Genomic DNA, 16,987 nt, shown 5'->3' on the forward strand with positions numbered 1-16,987 from the left:
ATTTAGTAATGATGGCGAAGTTGAGCAATGAGAAGATCATTCTCCACCAGCTTGTAAACAATGCGGTGCTCTTGGTTAATACGGCGCGACCAATAACCGCTTAATGCATGTTTAAGCGGTTCTGGTTTACCTCGCCCTTCAAAAGGCGTTCGTTGAATTTCATGGATCAGATCATTGATTTTCTTGAGGGTCTTTTTGTCTTGCGTTTCCCAATAAAGATAATCAGACCAAGCATGCTCTGAAAATATTAATCGCATTCAACCAATGCCCGCGCTTGACCCTGTCCACTTTCAAGCTCATGGATCGAATCCATTAAACGCTTGGCATTTTTCGGGCTACGCAGCAAGTAAGCGGTTTCTTCTAGCGCTTGATAGTCCTCAAGTGACATCAAGACCGCTGCACGATCATTTTTTTTGGTGATCACCATCGCTTCATGATTATCACACACCTGGTTAATACTTTCCGCTAAATGGTTGCGCGCCCAAGAATAGGTAACTGCTTGCATGGTTATCAACCCCGCTTGATTAATGACAATATATTGTACAACATTAAACCTTAATCCATTCGTTCATTCAATCGTCAGTGTTAGCCTTAAATTTCCGTCAATCTATCTTTGTCAATCTAGAGGGAACAATAATATTTTTGCTTTGGACTTTTAGGTTTATCCGGCTGGGTCATCTGCAACCAACCCCACTCTAACAAGGGATTCAAAAACGCTTTTCTAAAATGTTCGCGATCTTTTAAACCGCAGAATTGTTGCAGTTCTGCACGTGTTCTTGGTGTTTGACAATAGGCCACCAGGCCTGGTTGTTGCTGCAGAATCTCACGCAAAACTTGCGGGGTAGCTTGCGGGGTCTCGGTTAATTGTTCGCGCAAAGTTTGCTCAATAATCGACAAGATAAATTCAATAAAGAGCGCACAGTCGGTTTGCTCGGTGCTTTGCCCAATTGACTGATAATAATCCGCTTGATGGGCATGCACCAAACTTTCGATCGGCAAGTTAGCGAACAACGGATTCCACTTCGCCAAAATCAAACTTTGCCACAAACGCCCCATGCGCCCATTGCCATCGGCAAACGGATGAATAAATTCAAACTCATAATGAAATACCGCGCTGGCAATCAAAGGATGATGATCGGTGTTTTTTAACCAGTCATAATAAAGTTAATTGTTATTCAATGGTATCTGGTAAGTAAGCGCCGTCTTCGTCATGCACTTCACGACCTGTTACAGGTGGATTAAATGCACAAATTAAGCGCATGTCTTCAGTGCCACCATATAGGGTGTGTTGATCATGTTGATCAAGCGCATAAAGTGTTCCATCGGTGATGTCATGGGTTTCTCCGGTTGCTTTATCCAGAATTTTCCCATTACCAGCCACACAATACACGGCTTCTAGGTGGTGTTTGTACCACAGGTTAAGTTCAGCGCCGGCGGGAATAATAGTTTCATGAAACGAAAAGCCCATACCATCTTTTTTTAGTAGCATCCTGCGACTTGTCCAACCCGGTCCTGTCACTTCACGCTCCGTACCGATAATGTCTTGAACTCGAACAATTTTCATAAAATACTCCTTGTTGTTAAATGTTTTTTCATTTTGCCGCTGACGCATCACCCACAACCGCTTTAAGCTTGGCAAGCTCAAAAGTCGTTTGCTCAACATCCAAACCTAGCTCACGCATTTGCGCCTCAAGCTGCTCTTTTTCGGCTTTAAGATCAATTAAGCCACTGGTGTTTTGTTCGAGTGTATACATTTGGGTAACACCTAAATGGTAGAAGCGCATGATTTTCATCGCATCTTGATCACCGGCGGCCACTTTTTCTTGTAGTTGACGCATGGCATTGGTAATGTGCATCAGGCTACGCTTTAACTTCCAGCCATACATCGCTTCTTTCATCCAAGGCTTATCTTTAAAGAACTTAGCCGTAATCCAAAACACCAAAACCAGCCCCATCAATGCGCCAATAATCTGAATCGTTAATGGGTTATGCGGATTATCAAATAAGCTGTAAAAACCATAAGAGGTACTAAAACCCACTAAAATAAACAACGCCATAATCCGAATAGTTGCGTTGCGGGTGTTGGTACGATAAACCTTTGGATCTATATCTTGAATTTGGAACATCTTTCCTCCTATTCAACGGATACGACTTCAACCTTATAATTTAGCGTTTTTCCTGATAGTGGATGGTTACCATCTAAAAACACCTTGTCACCCGATACTTTGGTAATTCTAAAGTTAACAATCTGTCCGTCTGGGTCTTCAGTTTGCACAACAGTGCCCTCGGCTAACTCAACAGTATCATCGAAATTTTCTGGCCCAGCCACGACTATTAAGTCATCACGCCCAACGCCATAGGCTTGTTCTGGTTGAATAGTGGTTTTACCCGTAAAGCCAGGATCTTCTCCATCCATAAAGCTCTCTAGGCCTTCTATTATTTCTTCTTCACCATGAATGTATACCACTGGATCCGTGTCAAATGTGGAGTCTAATAACTCACCTTTGTCATCACGTAACTCATAATGAAATGTGACTTTTGCACCTTTTTTAATTCGCATAACCTTTCCTTTGCAGCGTATATAAACAATTGAGCGTGTTAAAATAACAGCTATTTTACTCGATTTGGAATAGACCATGCGCCAGATTATCCTTGATACTGAAACCACCGGCATTGATCCCAAAAAAGGCCACCGTATTATTGAAATAGGGGCTGTTGAGGTTATCAATCGCCGAATCACTGGTAGTTATTACCATCAATACATTCACCCTGAACGCGAAGTTGAGCAGGAAGCGATTGATGTTCATGGCATAACCAATGAATTTTTAACGGACAAACCCTTGTTTCAAGCGATAGTCGACGAATTTATAGACTTTGTTAAAGGCGCAGAATTAATCATTCATAACGCACCCTTTGATGTGGGTTTTATAAATCATGAACTCAGCCTGTTAACGCCCAACAATTGGGGCATAATTGAAGACCATTGCAAAATTACTGATACGCTTAAAATGGCACGGCGCATGTATCCTGGCCAACGCGCTTCGCTAGATGCCCTTTGCAAACGCTTAATGGTTGATAACAGTAATCGTACCTTACATGGTGCCTTACTGGACTCTGAAATCCTCGCTGATGTCTATCTGGCCATGACCGGCGGCCAAGTTAGCTTAGGCTTGAAAACACAGCAGGAGTCACAATTCGATCCTGGCACACTGTCGAGTTCGTTATCGCAATCACGCTTAGTTGAACAGTTGCGGCTTATCCATCCTAGCGATGAAGAATTGGCAGCGCACAAAGCCTACTTAGCGCAGCTGTCAAAAGAGTCAAATAGTGAGATTAACTGGTAGCCACTTTGCACTCATCCCACTTTTAACACATCTCAATACTCTCTCAATACTCTTGTGTAAAAACCTGTCTAAACTAATGCGCAATTTCAATCAAATCGAGGCTAGATGACATCATGCGTCCAACTTTATTACACCTGACCATTACCAGTTTATTAGCCACGCCTGTCTTTGCGCAGGCCAATACTACTGACACGCCCACCCTACCGGCGATTGCCGTGTCTGGTCAGCTAGATAGCACACCCGAGCTTAACGAACTGCTCAGTCGCCAAGGCAATAGTGAATCAGGTGCGGTATTACGCAACTTTTCAGGTGTCGATGGCCAACGCTTAGGTGGCCATGGTCTAGATATGATTATTCGCGGCCAAGGACAATCAGCGGTGAATGTATTAATTGATGGCGGCAAAATCGAAGGGGGTTGCCCCAATCGCATGGACCCACCCACAGCCTACACTGAACTGAGTAGTTTTGATCGCATCGAAATTGTTAAAGGTGTTAAATCACTGCAATATGGTGTCGGTGGCACGGGTGGGACGGTCATTTTGCATCGTGACCGTCCAGAATTTGCGCCAGGCCAATCCATTATGGGTGAGGCGTATATCGGTACGGCCAGCAATGGTTTACGCGAAAACTATGGTGCCGAGGTGACCGCCGGTAACGATCAAGTGTATATTCGGTTACAAGGCAGTTATAAGGATGCCGAAAACTACCGCGATGGCAATGGCGATGAGGTACGTTCCAGTTATCGTACCACGCAAGGGCATATCGATTTAGGTTGGAATCCCACCGCTAATCAACACATCAAGCTATCCCATGAAATTGCTAATACCGCTGACGCATTGTTTCAAGGTGCGGGGATGGATTCCCCCAAGTCTGATGGCACCATGACGCGGTTAAGTTATGAGGCGGACGAACTTGCAGGCCTGGTAAACGGCATTGAGATCTCAGTCTATCGCTCTGAAGTAGATCATGTGATGAATAATTTTAGTTTGCGCCCGAACAGTGGTACGCGAAATGAAGTACCTAGTGAGGTGACGACCCAAGGTGGCAAACTCCGCTTAACCTCGAATCTTGGCCAGACCTCTGTTGATTATGGGGTATTGTTGCAAACCATTGAGAAACAAGCGACGTTATTTAATCGTTCTCCGGGGATGCAATTAAATAATTCGCAATTTTTGATGTGGCCCAATACTATTACCGAGCAAAACAGCCTATTTGTTGAAGCGAATACCGCACTATCAAACACACAAAACTTAATTTATGGTGTGCGCGTTGATCGCGTTCGAGCCAATGCCCGCGATGCGAACAAGGCACCGGATAATAATGCGCCCGTACCAGCACCAAGCAATATTACTAGAGAACCTGTAAACCTTTATAATGCCGCCTATACCGACTATTCGGGAAAATCCCGCATTAATGAAACTAACTGGAACGGCTTATTGCGCTACGAACAAAGTTTGAATTCAAATCTCGCCTGGTTTGGTGGTTTGAGCCTCACCACGCGCACCGCTGATGAAACTGAACGTTTTATGGCACGTGCTGACTGGACCGGTAATCCGGATTTGAACCCTGAGCGTCATGCACAAGTGGATTTAGGTATAAGTCATACCAGTGCCGCATTAAATTGGTCGGCGAGTGTCTATTACGACCGTGTTACCGATTATATTTTGCGCGACCAAGCTAGAAACCAAGATTCAGCTAATGCTCGGCCTGTTATGGTAAATGGCGTTCCTAATAACACTGGCATTAACAACATCTACGTCAATATCGATGCAGAAATCTATGGTGCTGAATTTGATCTGAGCTATCTGGTCAATAGCCGTTGGTTGGTCGGGGGACACCTTGCCTTTACCGAAGGGCGTAATTTAACCGATGGCCGCAACTTAAGTAGTATGGCGCCGCTAAATGGTCAAGTTTTTGCGGAGTATGCCATTGACCAAGGCTATGCCGGGCTTCGTGCCAATTTTGCGACCCAGCAAAGCCAAGTTAACACACTTCTCAATGAACGTGAAACGCCTGCTTGGAGCACACTTGATTTCTATGCTGGCTATCAAATCAATCAAACATTTAGCCTACAAGCTGGCGTAGACAATCTTTTTGATAAGGCCTATTTTAACCATATAAACCGTAACGACCCTACAACGGGCGACACCCTGGATAAAATTAATGAACCCGGTCGCAGCGTTTGGGCGAAACTCAACGCACGCTTTTAACCAGGCCTGCTAATAAAATTGGGTAAAATAAAGGCACTTAATAATAGGAGTTCACCATGCAGCAACGCAAAATAAACAAAGCCTTTTTATTACTGTTACTGGCGTTCGGGGTCTTTTTAGCTGGCAGCTATGCGCTAATCTTTACATTAGAACCGAAATCAACCCACCCTAGTGCGCAGTCAGTCAGCATGGACGCGCCACCGGGTGGCGACTTCACTTTAACCTCGGATCTGGGGCCAGTATCCTTAAGTGATTTTGAAGGTCAATTAGTATTAGCTTATTTTGGCTACACCTTTTGCCCAGATATCTGTCCTACCAACTTGGGTGAGCTGTCTTTTGCTTATCGACAACTTACACCTGAGCAGCAGCAGCAGGTACAAATTTTATTTATCTCGGTTGATCCTGAGCGAGACACCCCCACTCGATTACGCCAATATGTCAATTATTTTGATGCCGATATGTTGGGTTTAACTGCTGATGCCAGCACCATTGCCGAGGTCGCCCAACGCTATGGTGCGGTCTATTTAAAAATCGATGATGGCAGTGAAAACTATGCGGTTGATCATTCCGCCTTTACTTATGTCATTGACCATAAGGGCGAGCTGCAAACCCAGCTGCCCCATGCCGCAGGCACCGAGTTTTATTATCAAACCATCCTACAACACCTAGAAAGGATTTAATTATGAAATCGCTATTCTCTCGTAAGACTTTCGCTTTAGCAGGCCTGCTTATGGCAAGCAGTTTTTCAGTTATGGCTAATCAGGCGGCACAATTAGAAGTTGATAATCCTTTTGTTAGAGAAATGCCACCGATGGCGCCAGCGACTGGTGCGTTTATGACTTTAATTAATACCGGTGATAGCAGCATTGCCGTCGTGCGTGCCAAATCCGATGCCGCAAATACCGTGGAGCTACACACGCATATTAACGATGGTGGCGTTATGCGCATGCGTGAAATCCCCGAAATCGCCATTGACCCCATGGGGCAGGCCGAACTAAAACCCGGTGGCCTTCACGTGATGCTGATTGGCCCGACTCGTGCACTCACCGAAGGTGATCTGGTTGATATTACTCTTGTCATGGCTGATGGCAGTGAGAAAACGCTGCAAGCGCCAGTGCGTAAAATTATGGGCATGGGCATGGGCATGGGACAAGGTCACCAAGGCGGTCATGGAATGCACCGTCACCACTAAATATTCACTAGTTGCAGCACTTCATAAGCTGGCTCTTCATAAGGATGAGCCAGCTTTAATGCAGCAACTACCGCCGTTAAATCTGCTTCAGCCACTAGGGTTTCAAGTCGATATTCCGCCACCCGCTCAACCTGCCCCTGCTGACCTATCGCAGGCTGGCTTCCCGCTAAAGGTCGAAACTGCCCCTCACCCAACACCTGCCAACTGCATTCATCATAGTTTCCCAAACGCCCCGCTCCCGCTGCAAATAGCGCTGATTTGACCTGATCAATCGATGCTTGGGGTACAAAAACGATTAACTTATAGCTAGACACCTTTTTACCTCCTTAAAATTTCACTACAATAGGGCAAGCTTAAATAAAAGGAAAGCCATCTATGACACTCACCCCAATGATGAAAATTGCCCTGACTTATATCACTATTTTAACCCTTGCGATGCTGTCTTATTTCACCGGTATTGTCTATTACGCTAATCTAGCCGGTTTTATAGGTGCCATGGGCATTATGTATTTATTTTTTAAAGACCGTCCTGAGGACTGGGATGAAAACTCGGCGGAAGCATTAGAGGACAAAAGATGGCGCAAAATGTGGTACTTCGTACTGGGCTTTGGTATTTTTGCCAGTTTAATATTTGGCAGCCTATGGAATCACCAGTTTGGCGGCATGGCGTAATAAATCAAACTTAACAAGAAGGGCTGAATTAACAGCCCTTACCCTAAGCCTTTTTGCTCTAAAAGAGTTCGATATCCCCTTCATCCATTGAGTTACTCGAAACACGCTTTACACGTTTATGTTCTATTTCTTCTCGCTTCAGCTGTATTGCCTGAATGAATGACGACATACGTTGATGGTACTCTTCAAAACTTTCTGCCGGATTTTCCTGATAGTTCACCATAAACTGGTTAATTTCCGATGAAAAGTCGTTTAAGTTATCCAAGTTAGTAATTACCTGCTCAATTAACTGTCGTACTATATCTTCAAACTGCAAGGAGCGTACCGCATCTGATACGCTTACTTCTATGCCCTTAATCAAGTGAGACATGTTGCCCAGTCGCCCTGAAATAGTTTCATTCATATTTTCTAGGTCTACCAACATGTTATCCACACGTGCTTTAGAGGTGGATACCTGCTCAACATCTTTATTGGCCATGTCACTAACAATACCATGCACCTGATCAACCGTTTGACGCGCTTTTTGCGCTTTCAATCGAATTTGCTCGTTAAGTTGATTTGAATGTAAAGATAGTTTGCGTACTTCATCCGCTACTACTGCAAAGCCTCGTCCAGCCTCACCCGCACGCGCGGCTTCAATAGCGGCATTTAATGCTAAAAGGTTAGTCTGATCAGCAATGCCTTTTACATCTTCCAACAAATTAAAAATGCCTTCAATCTGTGACACCATATCATCTATCTTAACAACCGTAACACTGCTTCGCTGGCTGGCATTCATGATCATATCAATCAATTGTTCCAACACATCTTTAGTTTCTGACGAGAATTTTTGAATCGTCATACCACTATCAGACCCCCCACCCAGGTTGGCAATTAACGACGACACAACCTCAAACTGTTGTTTGGTTTGTTCATGTAATCCTGTGAAGCTATTGTTAAGAGTCACAATAGACTCTGCCACCAATTCTTTTGCTTGGTTTAGCTCGGTGGTCACTAATGCCACTTCTTCATTAATGGCCACATCCATATCTTGCACCACTGAAACCATCGGTTGATGGGCGTTGTGCAGGTGTTCGTGGTAACCCGATGGCTGCGGGTCATGCTGCGCCGTGGTGGTCAGGTGCGTATCAGGTTCCTCAGCAGCGACCGTTGCGGCAGGTTCAGTCTTGTCTGCCTCCATCTGCTGCTGCATTTTGGACCATGCTAAAGCTGACCAAACTACAGTCGTCACTATCAGCAAGCCAAATGTTAGCCAAGGTAGCGGCCAAAAAAGTGTGGCAGCGGTAATTAAGCTTAATAACCATGCCAGCCAAAAGTTTTTGATAAATTCTGTCATTTTTTCCTCTTTAATCGTTTGATCTAGCTGCTACTTCATCAGCGTTAACACTTCTAACAGGGTTCTAGGTATCTTGTCTAGCGATACAATTTGATCAGCAGCACCGAGGTTAACGGCTTCACCCGGCATACCCCAAACAACGGAACTTGCTTTATCTTGCGCTATAGTATGCGCGCCTACCTGCTGAATCTCAAGCAAACCTTGTGCCCCATCCGCTCCCATACCGGTTAATAAAATACCCACTGCATTGGGGCCACATGCTTGCGCAACAGAGCGAAACATCACATCAACCGAAGGTTTATGCCTATTTACAGGGGCGCCGTCGTTTAAGCTAGCAAAATATTGGCTACCTTCTCGTTCAACAATTAAATGACGATCTCCAGGCGCAATATAAACATGGCCTGTTGCGAGCTTTTGCCGTTGTTGGGCATGCAAAACCGTCATAGGTGTAACGGTATCCATTCTTTTGGCAAAAGGTTCACTAAAGGCCGCAGGGATATGCTGAGAAATCACAATCGGCGGTGTATCAGCTGGCAGGCGCATTAAAACTTCTTTAATCGCTTCAGTACCCCCTGTAGATGCACCTAATGCAATAATTTTTTGCTGCGTTTTAGGGAACTTACTTGGCACAGCTGTTTTTTTGATAACGGCATCCGCACTTAACTTAGGCATGACCTTAGCCGTCGCAAATGATTCTACTCGCGGCTTTTGAGTCTGATTGGAAGCATGTCGTTGGTACTGTTCCGCTAAGGACGTTGAATTAACCTTCGCTGCTTGCTTAACCTTTCGGCATATTTCAAATTCATACTTATCCAACGTATTGGATAAATCTACTTTGGGTTTCGTGACAAAATCGACCGCACCGATTTCAAGCGCTTGCAAGGTAATATCCGCTCCCCGCTCCGTCAAAGTTGAAATCATCACAACCGGCATTGGGTGCAGACGCATCAAATTTTTTAAAAAGCTAATGCCATTCATTTTTGGCATTTCAACATCGAGTGTTAATACATCAGGATGGAGCTTTTTAATCTGCTCACGCGCTTCGTATGGGTCGCCTGCCACACCTACAACTTCAATTCTTGGGTCTGCATCAAGCATTTGCGTTAACATTTGTTGCACTAGTAGTGAGTCGTCTACCACTAAGACGCGGATTTTTTTCATAGCACCCTCGACTATTTTATTTTTCGGTAAATCGTTTGGCCCAGTAATTCAAATCGGTCACTTACTTTATTGAGTGATTCAGAATGGCCTATAAATAAATGTCCGTTATTGACTAAAAGATCTGCATAACGATTAAAAAGACGCGTTTGCGTTGGCTTATCAAAATAAATCACCACGTTACGGCAGAAGATAACATCTACCGGGCCTTTTATTGGCCAGTCTTGCATCAAATTCACTTGCCCAAATTTAATCATATCTTGCAGTTCTGGTTTCGCTTTTACCAAACCGTCATTAACTGCCACCCCTTTCAAAAACCAACGTTTTACTCTTGCATGTTCTACGCCTTTAAGACGGTCAATGGCATATACACCCTGTCGACCGGTATCAAGCACGTTGGTATCTAAATCGGTAGCGATAACTTTGGCATCCCAACCAGCAGGTACCGTCTCTTTTAGCACAATAGCGATTGAGTAAGGCTCTTCTCCAGTAGAACAGCCTGCTGACCATATTCGGATCTTTTTACTGGCTGCATTTTGCTGCAGTAATTGTGGAATAACGGTATTAGCCAGGTGGTCAAAGTGGTGATTTTCGCGAAAGAAAAAGGTCAAGTTTGTTGTAATGGCATTGATTAACATCACAAACTCATCTTCACCCTGTGCTTCGACATAATCTAGATATTGATTAAAACTGTCTTGGCCTAAAAACCGGATGCGTTTAGCAAGGCGGTTATAAACCAGATTGCGCTTTGATTCACTTAAATCAATACCGGCAAACTCATACACCAGCGTTCGCACGCGTTTAAAATCTTGGTCGGTAAAAGTAAACTCTGTTCCACTCATGACAAGCTTTCCTAAAAACCGCAGGTTAAATTTGTCCAGCCAACATAGCGACTGAAGTCTAAATGTTTTATTCTAGCTGTAGTTTAAACCATTTAAACCCATAAAGAATAAAATATGGTGGCTTGCGATGCTTAAAATACCGCCTTCTAACCCGTTAACGACAACGGGTACACAACTACAAATACTCGGCACGGCGGCAACAAAATTAAACTTACCCTTAGGCCCATTACTCAAAGTTGAAGTGCTGCAGGTACAACCTCAGACTCAATTTGCTTTAGCCCAGGTGAAAATTAATCTAAATGGTCAAACCCTTGTAGCGCAAACGGATTTAAGGTTGCAACCAGGCCAAACACTATTAGTGCAGGGACAAACCAATCATACCGGGCAGATTCTACTAAAAATTCAATCGCCAAGCCCACCAGTACAACTTGAAACACTGCGCCAGGCGTTACCCAATCAAGTGAACCTTCAACATGCGCTCACTCAGTTGGTGCAAATACAAACCAGCTTACCAGCGCCCGTTGTACAACCTTTACAGCAGCTATTGGCCATGCTGCGCCTACAAAATCAACCTCCAACCAGTCAACAACTGGCACAAGCTGTTAATCAAAACACGACTAATTTAGAAACACAGTTGTTGAATGGTCAAGCCAATCCGAATACCAATCTAAAAGCCGCTTTATTGCGATTAAGCCAGGCTTTACAGCAATGGCAAACTAGCGCGCCTGCTAACAAGCATACACTCATTGGCACCCTGCTCGGACAAATAGACGGTGCCATAAATCAAGTAAAAGTACAGCAGATTCAATGGTTGGAACAGGGTTATAACTGGATTAGCCAGCATTTATTGGCTCTAGAGAAATCGGATTATCTAGTACAGCTTTACTTTAGAAACCCGAGCCAAACAGAGGCGCATCACCACTGGCAAGTTATCTTGGAAATGCATATGGATTCAACCCACCCTGTAGATGGAAAACGTCATTACTTGCAACTCGATTGGTATGCGCCGACAAAACTCACTTTGGGCATATTTAGTGATTTGGAACCTTGGCGAGATCAGTTTATGGCGCTAACCGACCAACTTGCTGATATGCTTGACGATCAGGGTTTTAATCTTGCCAGAGTATATCTTTTATCCGAGGCACCCGATCCTTTGAAACTGCAACAGGATTTCCAGTTAATAGATATTCGAATTTAGCCTGCAAATATTAGAATTTCCTAATAAGCCCCATCGCTTTTCGTCACTAAATCCGTTAATATAACCAAGTTAATAATTAACAACACTTTTTGGAGTATTTAATGAATATTGAACGTATCGTATTGATGGTCGCTGGCACAATGGTGTTATTAAGCTTAATTTTAGGCTTAATGTTTCACCCTTACTGGTTCTTTTTAACCGCATTTGTTGGTGCCAACTTGATTTTTTCCAGCATCACCGGCTTTTGTCCCATGGTACTGGTACTTAGAAAACTAGGTCTAAAGCACGGTTCACCTTTCACCAAACGTGAAGTTTAAGCGTTAAATATTGGCGTAAAGCGATCTTGACATAAAGCGCCTCAGGCGCTTTTGTCATTTCACAGCGATACTCGCTAACAAGGCTTCCAGTTCTTCCTGACAAGCTAACCACTCCATTTCAACTTCATCTAACTCTCGCTGCACGCCACCCTGTTGTTGTAATAGGTCTGCAATAACTACTGAGCTTTGACTATCTTCATAAAGAGTCGGATCTGCTAAGCGTTGATTTAATTCGGCCAATTGACTTGATAAATCGTTCATCTGTTGTTCAAGCAGTTTAATTCGTTTAGTTAAAGGGCGCGTTAATGCTTGCTGCTGTTGACGTAACGCCGCCGCCTCTTGACGTTGTTCTTTTTTATTCTTCTGCATCACCGGTGCGACATCATTTTTTACACCGAGCTTATCTTGTTTTTGTTGTTTTTGCTCTTGTCTCTGCTGCTTTAACAGCGCTAAACGCTGTTGCAAATAGGCATCTAAATCACCATAGAACAGGGTTACTTGTTGTTCATGGACCCACCAATATTGATCTACCAGGCCTGCTAAGAGGAGTTGATCATGCGACACCATAATCAAGGCACCGTTAAAATCTTGTAATGCATGTTCTAATGCATCGCGACTATCCATATCCAAATGGTTCGTTGGCTCATCCAAAATAATTAAGTGCGGCTGTTCATAGACAATAAACGCTAAACACAACCGAGCCTTTTCCCCGCCCGAAAAACACGCGATAGTTTGTCCGGCCATCTCCTGACCAAACCCAAAACCGCCGATAAAATCACGCGCCTGCTGTTCAGTTAAATCCGGAAAACGCCGCAGCATCGCTTGAATAGGCGTATGAGACGGCTCTAGGGTTTCAATTTGATGCTGGGCAAAATAGCCAATTTTTAGCCCTTTTGCTCGCAGGATGTGCCCTGACTCTGGTTTTAGCTCACCGACTAGGAGTTTAATAAAGGTCGATTTACCACTGCCATTAATTCCCACTAAACCAATTCGGTCACCGGCACGGAGGGTTTGTGTTACATCAATAAATTGTGGCGGTGATTCGGGATAGGCAAAGTCGATTTTTTCAAACTGTACCATTGGATCTGGGCAGTATTCAGGACTGGCAAAATTGAATTGAAACGGATTAAGTGCCTGCAAAGGGGCAACGTCATCCATCCTGGCCAGCGCCTTAACGCGACTTTGCGCTTGCTTGGCTTTACTGGCTTTGGCTTTAAAACGCGCAATAAAACTTTTTAACTGCTTCATTTTTTGCTTTTGCTTATCGGCCAAGGCTTGTTGTTGCATAATCGCCGCGGCCCGCTGACGCTCGTAGGCAGCAAAATTACCCTTATAACTGGTCAGATTTTGTTGGTCTATCACCAGGATATGATCAACCACCTGATCTAAAAAATGCCGGTCATGCGAAATCACTAACAAGGCGCCAGGATAACTCGCTAGCCACTGCTCTAACCAAGCGACGGCTTCAACATCCAAGTGGTTGGTTGGTTCATCTAACAGCAACAAGTCCGCCGGTTGCATCAAGGCGCGTGCTAATTTCAGTCTTACCCGCCAGCCGCCTGAAAAATGCGGTGCCGGTTTGACAAAATCAGTCTCATTAAAACCCAAACCCATTAAGAGTTGTTTCGCTTTAGCCGGCACTAGATAGGCCTGAATCCGATCTAAATCATCATGTAGGCTAACTAACCGCTGCTGGGCGTCATGGCGCAGGCTATCACTAAGAGTGGGTTGATTGAGTTGTGCTTCGCAGGCCTGCTGCGCTGTGCTTAAACGCGCATACTCGGTATCACCGGTCATCACAAAATCCAACGCGGCTACCTCAGGCAGGTCGTCCTGTTGGTCAACATACCCCAAACGCCATTCACTCGGTAAACGCATCTGTCCGGCATCAAAATGACTGTGACCTAATAGGGCTCTAAATAAGCTCGATTTACCCACACCATTTCGCCCCACAACACCCATTTTTTGGCCAGGGTGCAAAGTCATCGACGCGTGATCTAATAGACATTTGGTACCGGCAAATAGCTGAACCTTTTCAAGCGTGAGCATCAACGCCTCGCTGGATTTGTCCATCGACCAATTCAATTTTGCTACCTAGGCTCTCAGCCAATTGCAAATCATGAGTCACCACCAATAGAGCGGTATTAAACTGTTCATTTAAGTTCAACATTAACTGCAATACTTGTTCAGCCGCTTTTGAGTCTAAGTTGCCCGTTGGCTCATCGGCGAGAATGCACGCTGGCTCAGTGATCAATGCCCGTGCAATTGCAACGCGTTGGCGTTCACCGCCTGACAACTCACTCGGTTTATGCGCCACCCGGCCTGCCAAACCGACTGCTGCCAATAAGTCCTGGGCTTTTTGCTGTGCCAGTTTCGCTGGTACCCGTGCTATGCGCAGCGGCAGCATGACATTTTCTAATGCCGTCAGCTCGGCCAGTAAGTAATGAAATTGATAGACAAAACCAAGATGCTGATTACGCAGTTTACTGCGCTGCGCCTCGGACAAACTTGCAAATGCCTGCCCCTGTAAAAACACTTCCCCCTCAGTGGGCTGTGCCAGACCTGCTAACAGATGTAGCAGCGTACTTTTACCCGAACCCGATGCACCGACAATGGCTAAGCGCTCTCCTGGATTAAGCGAAAAGTTAATGTCGTGTAACACGGGGGTGTCTAAGACACCCTCTTTGAATACTTTATTAATACCCTGTGCTTGCAGGACGGGTTGCGGTAAATCATTCATAACGAAGCGCCTCCGCAGGTTGGATGCGTGATGCACGCCAGGCTGGATAAAGCGTGGCAATGAGGGTCAAGCCAAAGGCTAATATTGAAACCGACCAGACATCGCTCCAAAGTAGTTTGGAAGGGACTTGGCTGATGTAATAGACATCGGCAGGAAAAAACTCAAAACCAAACAGGTTTTCGATAAACGGCACAATAACATCTATATTTAGTGATAACAGCACCCCTAAAATGAGTCCTAGGGTAGCGCCAATAATGCCAATGATTAATCCTTGAATAATAAAAATCGCTTGAATACTGGCCGGCGTTGCACCTAGCGTGCGCAAAACGGCAATATCTTTTTTCTTATCGGTGACCACCATCACCATAGTGGACACAATATTAAACGCTGCCACCATAATAATCAGCGCTAATACAATAAACATCATGCGCTTTTCAAGTTGAATCGCCTTAAAAAAATTGGCGTGTTGTTGCGTCCAATCACGAATAAAGAAGTTCTCGCCACTTATACTCGCAAAATCACGTCTAACTTGAAATACTCGAAACATATCCGCTACTTTCAACTGCAAACCGGATACCGCGCCATCCCGATAGCGAAACAACACCGACGCGTCATCGAGATGCATATAAATCACACCCGAGTCATATTCATACATACCGGCATTAAACACACCGGTTACTGTCACGCGTTTAACTCGCGGCACTACGCCTACTGGTGTTACTGCACCCTGTGGCGCCAATAGAGTAATCTGATCACCAACGGCTACACCTAAATTAATTGCTAAATCGCGCCCCAATACCACCCCAAACTCGCCAGGTATTAACCGATCCCAGCTACCTAAGGTCATGATATCTTCAATATTGGCTACTCGAGACTCTAACTCAGGCAAAACGCCACGCACCATCACGCCTTGCACCCGATCACGATGACTCAACATCGCCTGCTCCTGTATATTTGGGGCGGCATCAATTACTTGAGGGTGTTGCAAAGCTATGGATCTTGTCGTCTGCCAATCGGCTAAATAACTGGGTTGATTACTAATTGTCATGTGGGCTGTCATGCCTAGAATCCGCTCACGCAATTCATGTTGAAAGCCGTTCATAATCGACATCACGGTGATCAAGGCCATCACCCCTAAGGCAATGCCAATCATTGATGACATGGAGATAAACGAAATAAAACCATTACGCCGCTTGGCACGAATGTATCGGGTGCCTAATAATAATTCGACTGGCATCTTAAACATACAAAAATTCCTTATTGACCCGACTGATTAGGATTACCAAATGTCGGTAGACTGGCTTGAGCATGTATCGCCCACACCCTTAAGCTAAAGACTAAAACAATTGCTAGGATGGCGGCCCACTCCATCACGGCAAACCATTCCAGCGCAATGACATAGACAATGGCGCCTAACACTGACGCCGTGGCATAGATTTCTTTACGGAAGATTAGCGGCACTTCGCCGGCCAAGACATCACGAATAATACCGCCTAATACACCTGTCATCACCCCCATTAATACAACCACTGGCATGGCTAAGCCAAAATCAAGCGCTTTTTGCGCGCCAATAATGGTAAAAACCGCTAATCCTAACGCATCTAACCACAATAATAATTTGTTAGGGAAGGTAAAAAAGCGAATATAGATGTAGGTGAACACACTGGCAAATAAAATGACATACAAATAGATGACCTGCTGAGTCCAAAATACCGGGGTATCTAAAATCAAATCACGAATCGTACCCCCGCCCACTGCGGTAACCGTCGCCAATACCAGCGCCCCAAACAGATCTAGTTGCTTGCGGACAGCCGCCAGCAAGCCGGTGATAGCAAACACCAGCGTGCCCAGTAAATCAAGATAAAAAATGCCGTCAATAAAGGTCATAGTGCGCCAATTATACGCAGTCGTTCACCAAAACGCACCCATTCAGCCAGATTAAAAGCACGGCAAAAGCCTACAAAGAAAATGATGATTC

21 protein-coding genes and 1 pseudogene are annotated in these 16,987 nt (G+C 44.8%); 7 read left to right on the forward strand and 15 right to left on the reverse strand.

What is annotated here, in order from left to right; translation table 11 throughout:
* Positions 1 to 2: 2 nt before the first annotated feature.
* From BM293_RS02670 to BM293_RS02695, 7 genes and pseudogenes are all read right to left on the reverse strand, one after another.
* Entirely contained in the window at positions 3 to 257 is a 255-nt protein-coding gene (locus BM293_RS02670) for a Txe/YoeB family addiction module toxin (RefSeq protein WP_093446608.1), read from the reverse strand.
* Positions 248 to 505 (reverse strand): type II toxin-antitoxin system Phd/YefM family antitoxin, encoded by a 258-nt coding sequence (locus BM293_RS02675; RefSeq protein WP_093446609.1) that lies wholly within the window; start codon positions 503 to 505, stop codon positions 248 to 250. The genes BM293_RS02670 and BM293_RS02675 overlap by 10 nt, the downstream gene beginning before the upstream one ends.
* A gap of 116 nt (positions 506 to 621) precedes the next feature.
* Positions 622 to 1,056: a Fic family protein gene (locus BM293_RS02680; RefSeq protein WP_369793722.1), complete on the reverse strand. Its 435-nt coding sequence runs from the start codon at positions 1,054 to 1,056 to the stop codon at positions 622 to 624.
* Positions 1,039 to 1,143 (reverse strand): annotated as a pseudogene (locus BM293_RS10435) (Fic family protein); the annotation flags it as partial. The pseudogene BM293_RS10435 and the gene BM293_RS02680, both read right to left, overlap by 18 nt.
* 28 nt (positions 1,144 to 1,171) lie before the next feature.
* Positions 1,172 to 1,564: an ectoine synthase gene (locus tag BM293_RS02685; RefSeq protein ID WP_093446611.1), complete on the reverse strand. Its 393-nt coding sequence runs from the start codon at positions 1,562 to 1,564 to the stop codon at positions 1,172 to 1,174.
* Between the two features lie 28 nt (positions 1,565 to 1,592).
* A complete protein-coding gene (locus BM293_RS02690) occupies positions 1,593 to 2,126 on the reverse strand; it encodes a DUF3087 domain-containing protein (protein ID WP_093446613.1) in 534 nt (177 codons plus the stop codon).
* An 8-nt stretch (positions 2,127 to 2,134) separates the two neighbouring features.
* A complete protein-coding gene (locus BM293_RS02695; protein ID WP_093446614.1) occupies positions 2,135 to 2,560 on the reverse strand; it encodes an FKBP-type peptidyl-prolyl cis-trans isomerase in 426 nt (141 codons plus the stop codon).
* Positions 2,561 to 2,636: 76 nt separating this feature from the next.
* Between BM293_RS02695 and dnaQ the strand changes: the two genes are divergently transcribed.
* The 4 genes from dnaQ (at position 2,637) to BM293_RS02715 (ending at position 6,746) form a co-directional block, all read left to right on the forward strand.
* The gene (dnaQ, locus tag BM293_RS02700; protein ID WP_093446616.1) at positions 2,637 to 3,344 is read left to right on the forward strand and encodes a DNA polymerase III subunit epsilon; all 708 of its coding nucleotides are present in this window, start codon (positions 2,637 to 2,639) and stop codon (positions 3,342 to 3,344) included.
* Positions 3,345 to 3,457: 113 nt separating this feature from the next.
* Entirely contained in the window at positions 3,458 to 5,554 is a 2,097-nt protein-coding gene (locus BM293_RS02705) for a TonB-dependent receptor domain-containing protein (RefSeq protein WP_093446617.1), read from the forward strand.
* Between the two features lie 56 nt (positions 5,555 to 5,610).
* Positions 5,611 to 6,234, forward strand: a complete 624-nt coding sequence (locus tag BM293_RS02710) for an SCO family protein (RefSeq protein WP_093446619.1) — start codon at positions 5,611 to 5,613, stop codon at positions 6,232 to 6,234.
* 2 nt (positions 6,235 to 6,236) lie between these two features.
* Complete coding sequence (locus BM293_RS02715; RefSeq protein ID WP_093446620.1) at positions 6,237 to 6,746, forward strand: copper chaperone PCu(A)C; 510 nt, start codon at positions 6,237 to 6,239, stop codon at positions 6,744 to 6,746.
* On the opposite strand, the gene BM293_RS02720 is transcribed toward BM293_RS02715, so the two are convergent.
* The gene (locus tag BM293_RS02720) at positions 6,743 to 7,060 is read right to left on the reverse strand and encodes a YqfO family protein (protein WP_093446622.1); all 318 of its coding nucleotides are present in this window, start codon (positions 7,058 to 7,060) and stop codon (positions 6,743 to 6,745) included. The genes BM293_RS02715 and BM293_RS02720 overlap by 4 nt on opposite strands.
* 61 nt (positions 7,061 to 7,121) lie before the next feature.
* On the opposite strand from BM293_RS02720, the gene BM293_RS02725 reads away from it, so the two are divergent.
* The gene (locus BM293_RS02725; protein WP_093446623.1) at positions 7,122 to 7,418 is read left to right on the forward strand and encodes a hypothetical protein; all 297 of its coding nucleotides are present in this window, start codon (positions 7,122 to 7,124) and stop codon (positions 7,416 to 7,418) included.
* A gap of 58 nt (positions 7,419 to 7,476) precedes the next feature.
* On the opposite strand, the gene BM293_RS02730 is transcribed toward BM293_RS02725, so the two are convergent.
* Genes BM293_RS02730 through BM293_RS02740 form a run of 3 tightly spaced genes read right to left on the reverse strand, consistent with a single transcriptional unit; the run spans position 7,477 to position 10,754 of the window.
* Positions 7,477 to 8,754, reverse strand: a complete 1,278-nt coding sequence (locus tag BM293_RS02730) for a methyl-accepting chemotaxis protein (RefSeq protein WP_093446625.1) — start codon at positions 8,752 to 8,754, stop codon at positions 7,477 to 7,479.
* A 30-nt stretch (positions 8,755 to 8,784) separates the two neighbouring features.
* Complete coding sequence (locus tag BM293_RS02735) at positions 8,785 to 9,915, reverse strand: protein-glutamate methylesterase/protein-glutamine glutaminase (RefSeq protein WP_093446626.1); 1,131 nt, start codon at positions 9,913 to 9,915, stop codon at positions 8,785 to 8,787.
* An 11-nt stretch (positions 9,916 to 9,926) separates the two neighbouring features.
* A complete protein-coding gene (locus BM293_RS02740; RefSeq protein ID WP_093446628.1) occupies positions 9,927 to 10,754 on the reverse strand; it encodes a CheR family methyltransferase in 828 nt (275 codons plus the stop codon).
* 127 nt (positions 10,755 to 10,881) lie between these two features.
* Between BM293_RS02740 and BM293_RS02745 the strand changes: the two genes are divergently transcribed.
* Complete coding sequence (locus tag BM293_RS02745; protein WP_093446630.1) at positions 10,882 to 11,952, forward strand: hypothetical protein; 1,071 nt, start codon at positions 10,882 to 10,884, stop codon at positions 11,950 to 11,952.
* 101 nt (positions 11,953 to 12,053) lie between these two features.
* Complete coding sequence (locus tag BM293_RS02750) at positions 12,054 to 12,269, forward strand: YgaP family membrane protein (RefSeq protein WP_093446631.1); 216 nt, start codon at positions 12,054 to 12,056, stop codon at positions 12,267 to 12,269.
* Positions 12,270 to 12,323: 54 nt separating this feature from the next.
* On the opposite strand, the gene BM293_RS02755 is transcribed toward BM293_RS02750, so the two are convergent.
* The 4 genes from BM293_RS02755 to BM293_RS02770 are packed head-to-tail and all read right to left on the reverse strand — an operon-like array spanning position 12,324 to position 16,896.
* Positions 12,324 to 14,354, reverse strand: coding sequence for an ABC-F family ATP-binding cassette domain-containing protein (locus BM293_RS02755; protein WP_234968870.1), 2,031 nt, complete (start codon positions 14,352 to 14,354; stop codon positions 12,324 to 12,326).
* Positions 14,305 to 15,009: an ABC transporter ATP-binding protein gene (locus BM293_RS02760; RefSeq protein ID WP_093446634.1), complete on the reverse strand. Its 705-nt coding sequence runs from the start codon at positions 15,007 to 15,009 to the stop codon at positions 14,305 to 14,307. Before BM293_RS02760 ends, BM293_RS02755 begins: the two co-directional genes overlap by 50 nt.
* A complete protein-coding gene (locus BM293_RS02765) occupies positions 15,002 to 16,255 on the reverse strand; it encodes a lipoprotein-releasing ABC transporter permease subunit (RefSeq protein ID WP_093446636.1) in 1,254 nt (417 codons plus the stop codon). Before BM293_RS02765 ends, BM293_RS02760 begins: the two co-directional genes overlap by 8 nt.
* Before the next feature lie 11 nt (positions 16,256 to 16,266).
* Positions 16,267 to 16,896: a trimeric intracellular cation channel family protein gene (locus tag BM293_RS02770; RefSeq protein ID WP_093446637.1), complete on the reverse strand. Its 630-nt coding sequence runs from the start codon at positions 16,894 to 16,896 to the stop codon at positions 16,267 to 16,269.
* Between the last annotated feature and the right edge of the window lie 91 nt (positions 16,897 to 16,987).

Source organism: Thiomicrospira sp. ALE5 (genome assembly GCF_900112445.1).
In the GTDB taxonomy this organism is placed as follows: Bacteria; Pseudomonadota; Gammaproteobacteria; order Thiomicrospirales; family Thiomicrospiraceae; genus Thiomicrospira.

Bases quoted from the DNA above. Each gene is read 5' to 3' on its own strand.
- BM293_RS02670 (WP_093446608.1), bottom strand. From the start codon at position 257: ATGCGATTAATATTTTCAGAGCATGCTTGGTCTGATTATCTTTATTGG.
- BM293_RS02675 (WP_093446609.1), bottom strand. From the start codon at position 505: ATGCAAGCAGTTACCTATTCTTGGGCGCGCAACCATTTAGCGGAAAGT.
- BM293_RS02680 (WP_369793722.1), bottom strand. From the start codon at position 1,056: ATGGGGCGTTTGTGGCAAAGTTTGATTTTGGCGAAGTGGAATCCGTTG.
- BM293_RS02685 (WP_093446611.1), bottom strand. From the start codon at position 1,564: ATGAAAATTGTTCGAGTTCAAGACATTATCGGTACGGAGCGTGAAGTG.
- BM293_RS02690 (WP_093446613.1), bottom strand. From the start codon at position 2,126: ATGTTCCAAATTCAAGATATAGATCCAAAGGTTTATCGTACCAACACC.
- BM293_RS02695 (WP_093446614.1), bottom strand. From the start codon at position 2,560: ATGCGAATTAAAAAAGGTGCAAAAGTCACATTTCATTATGAGTTACGT.
- dnaQ (WP_093446616.1), top strand. From the start codon at position 2,637: ATGCGCCAGATTATCCTTGATACTGAAACCACCGGCATTGATCCCAAA.
- BM293_RS02705 (WP_093446617.1), top strand. From the start codon at position 3,458: ATGCGTCCAACTTTATTACACCTGACCATTACCAGTTTATTAGCCACG.
- BM293_RS02710 (WP_093446619.1), top strand. From the start codon at position 5,611: ATGCAGCAACGCAAAATAAACAAAGCCTTTTTATTACTGTTACTGGCG.
- BM293_RS02715 (WP_093446620.1), top strand. From the start codon at position 6,237: ATGAAATCGCTATTCTCTCGTAAGACTTTCGCTTTAGCAGGCCTGCTT.
- BM293_RS02725 (WP_093446623.1), top strand. From the start codon at position 7,122: ATGACACTCACCCCAATGATGAAAATTGCCCTGACTTATATCACTATT.
- BM293_RS02730 (WP_093446625.1), bottom strand. From the start codon at position 8,754: ATGACAGAATTTATCAAAAACTTTTGGCTGGCATGGTTATTAAGCTTA.
- BM293_RS02735 (WP_093446626.1), bottom strand. From the start codon at position 9,915: ATGAAAAAAATCCGCGTCTTAGTGGTAGACGACTCACTACTAGTGCAA.
- BM293_RS02740 (WP_093446628.1), bottom strand. From the start codon at position 10,754: ATGAGTGGAACAGAGTTTACTTTTACCGACCAAGATTTTAAACGCGTG.
- BM293_RS02745 (WP_093446630.1), top strand. From the start codon at position 10,882: ATGCTTAAAATACCGCCTTCTAACCCGTTAACGACAACGGGTACACAA.
- BM293_RS02750 (WP_093446631.1), top strand. From the start codon at position 12,054: ATGAATATTGAACGTATCGTATTGATGGTCGCTGGCACAATGGTGTTA.
- BM293_RS02760 (WP_093446634.1), bottom strand. From the start codon at position 15,009: ATGAATGATTTACCGCAACCCGTCCTGCAAGCACAGGGTATTAATAAA.
- BM293_RS02765 (WP_093446636.1), bottom strand. From the start codon at position 16,255: ATGTTTAAGATGCCAGTCGAATTATTATTAGGCACCCGATACATTCGT.
- BM293_RS02770 (WP_093446637.1), bottom strand. From the start codon at position 16,896: ATGACCTTTATTGACGGCATTTTTTATCTTGATTTACTGGGCACGCTG.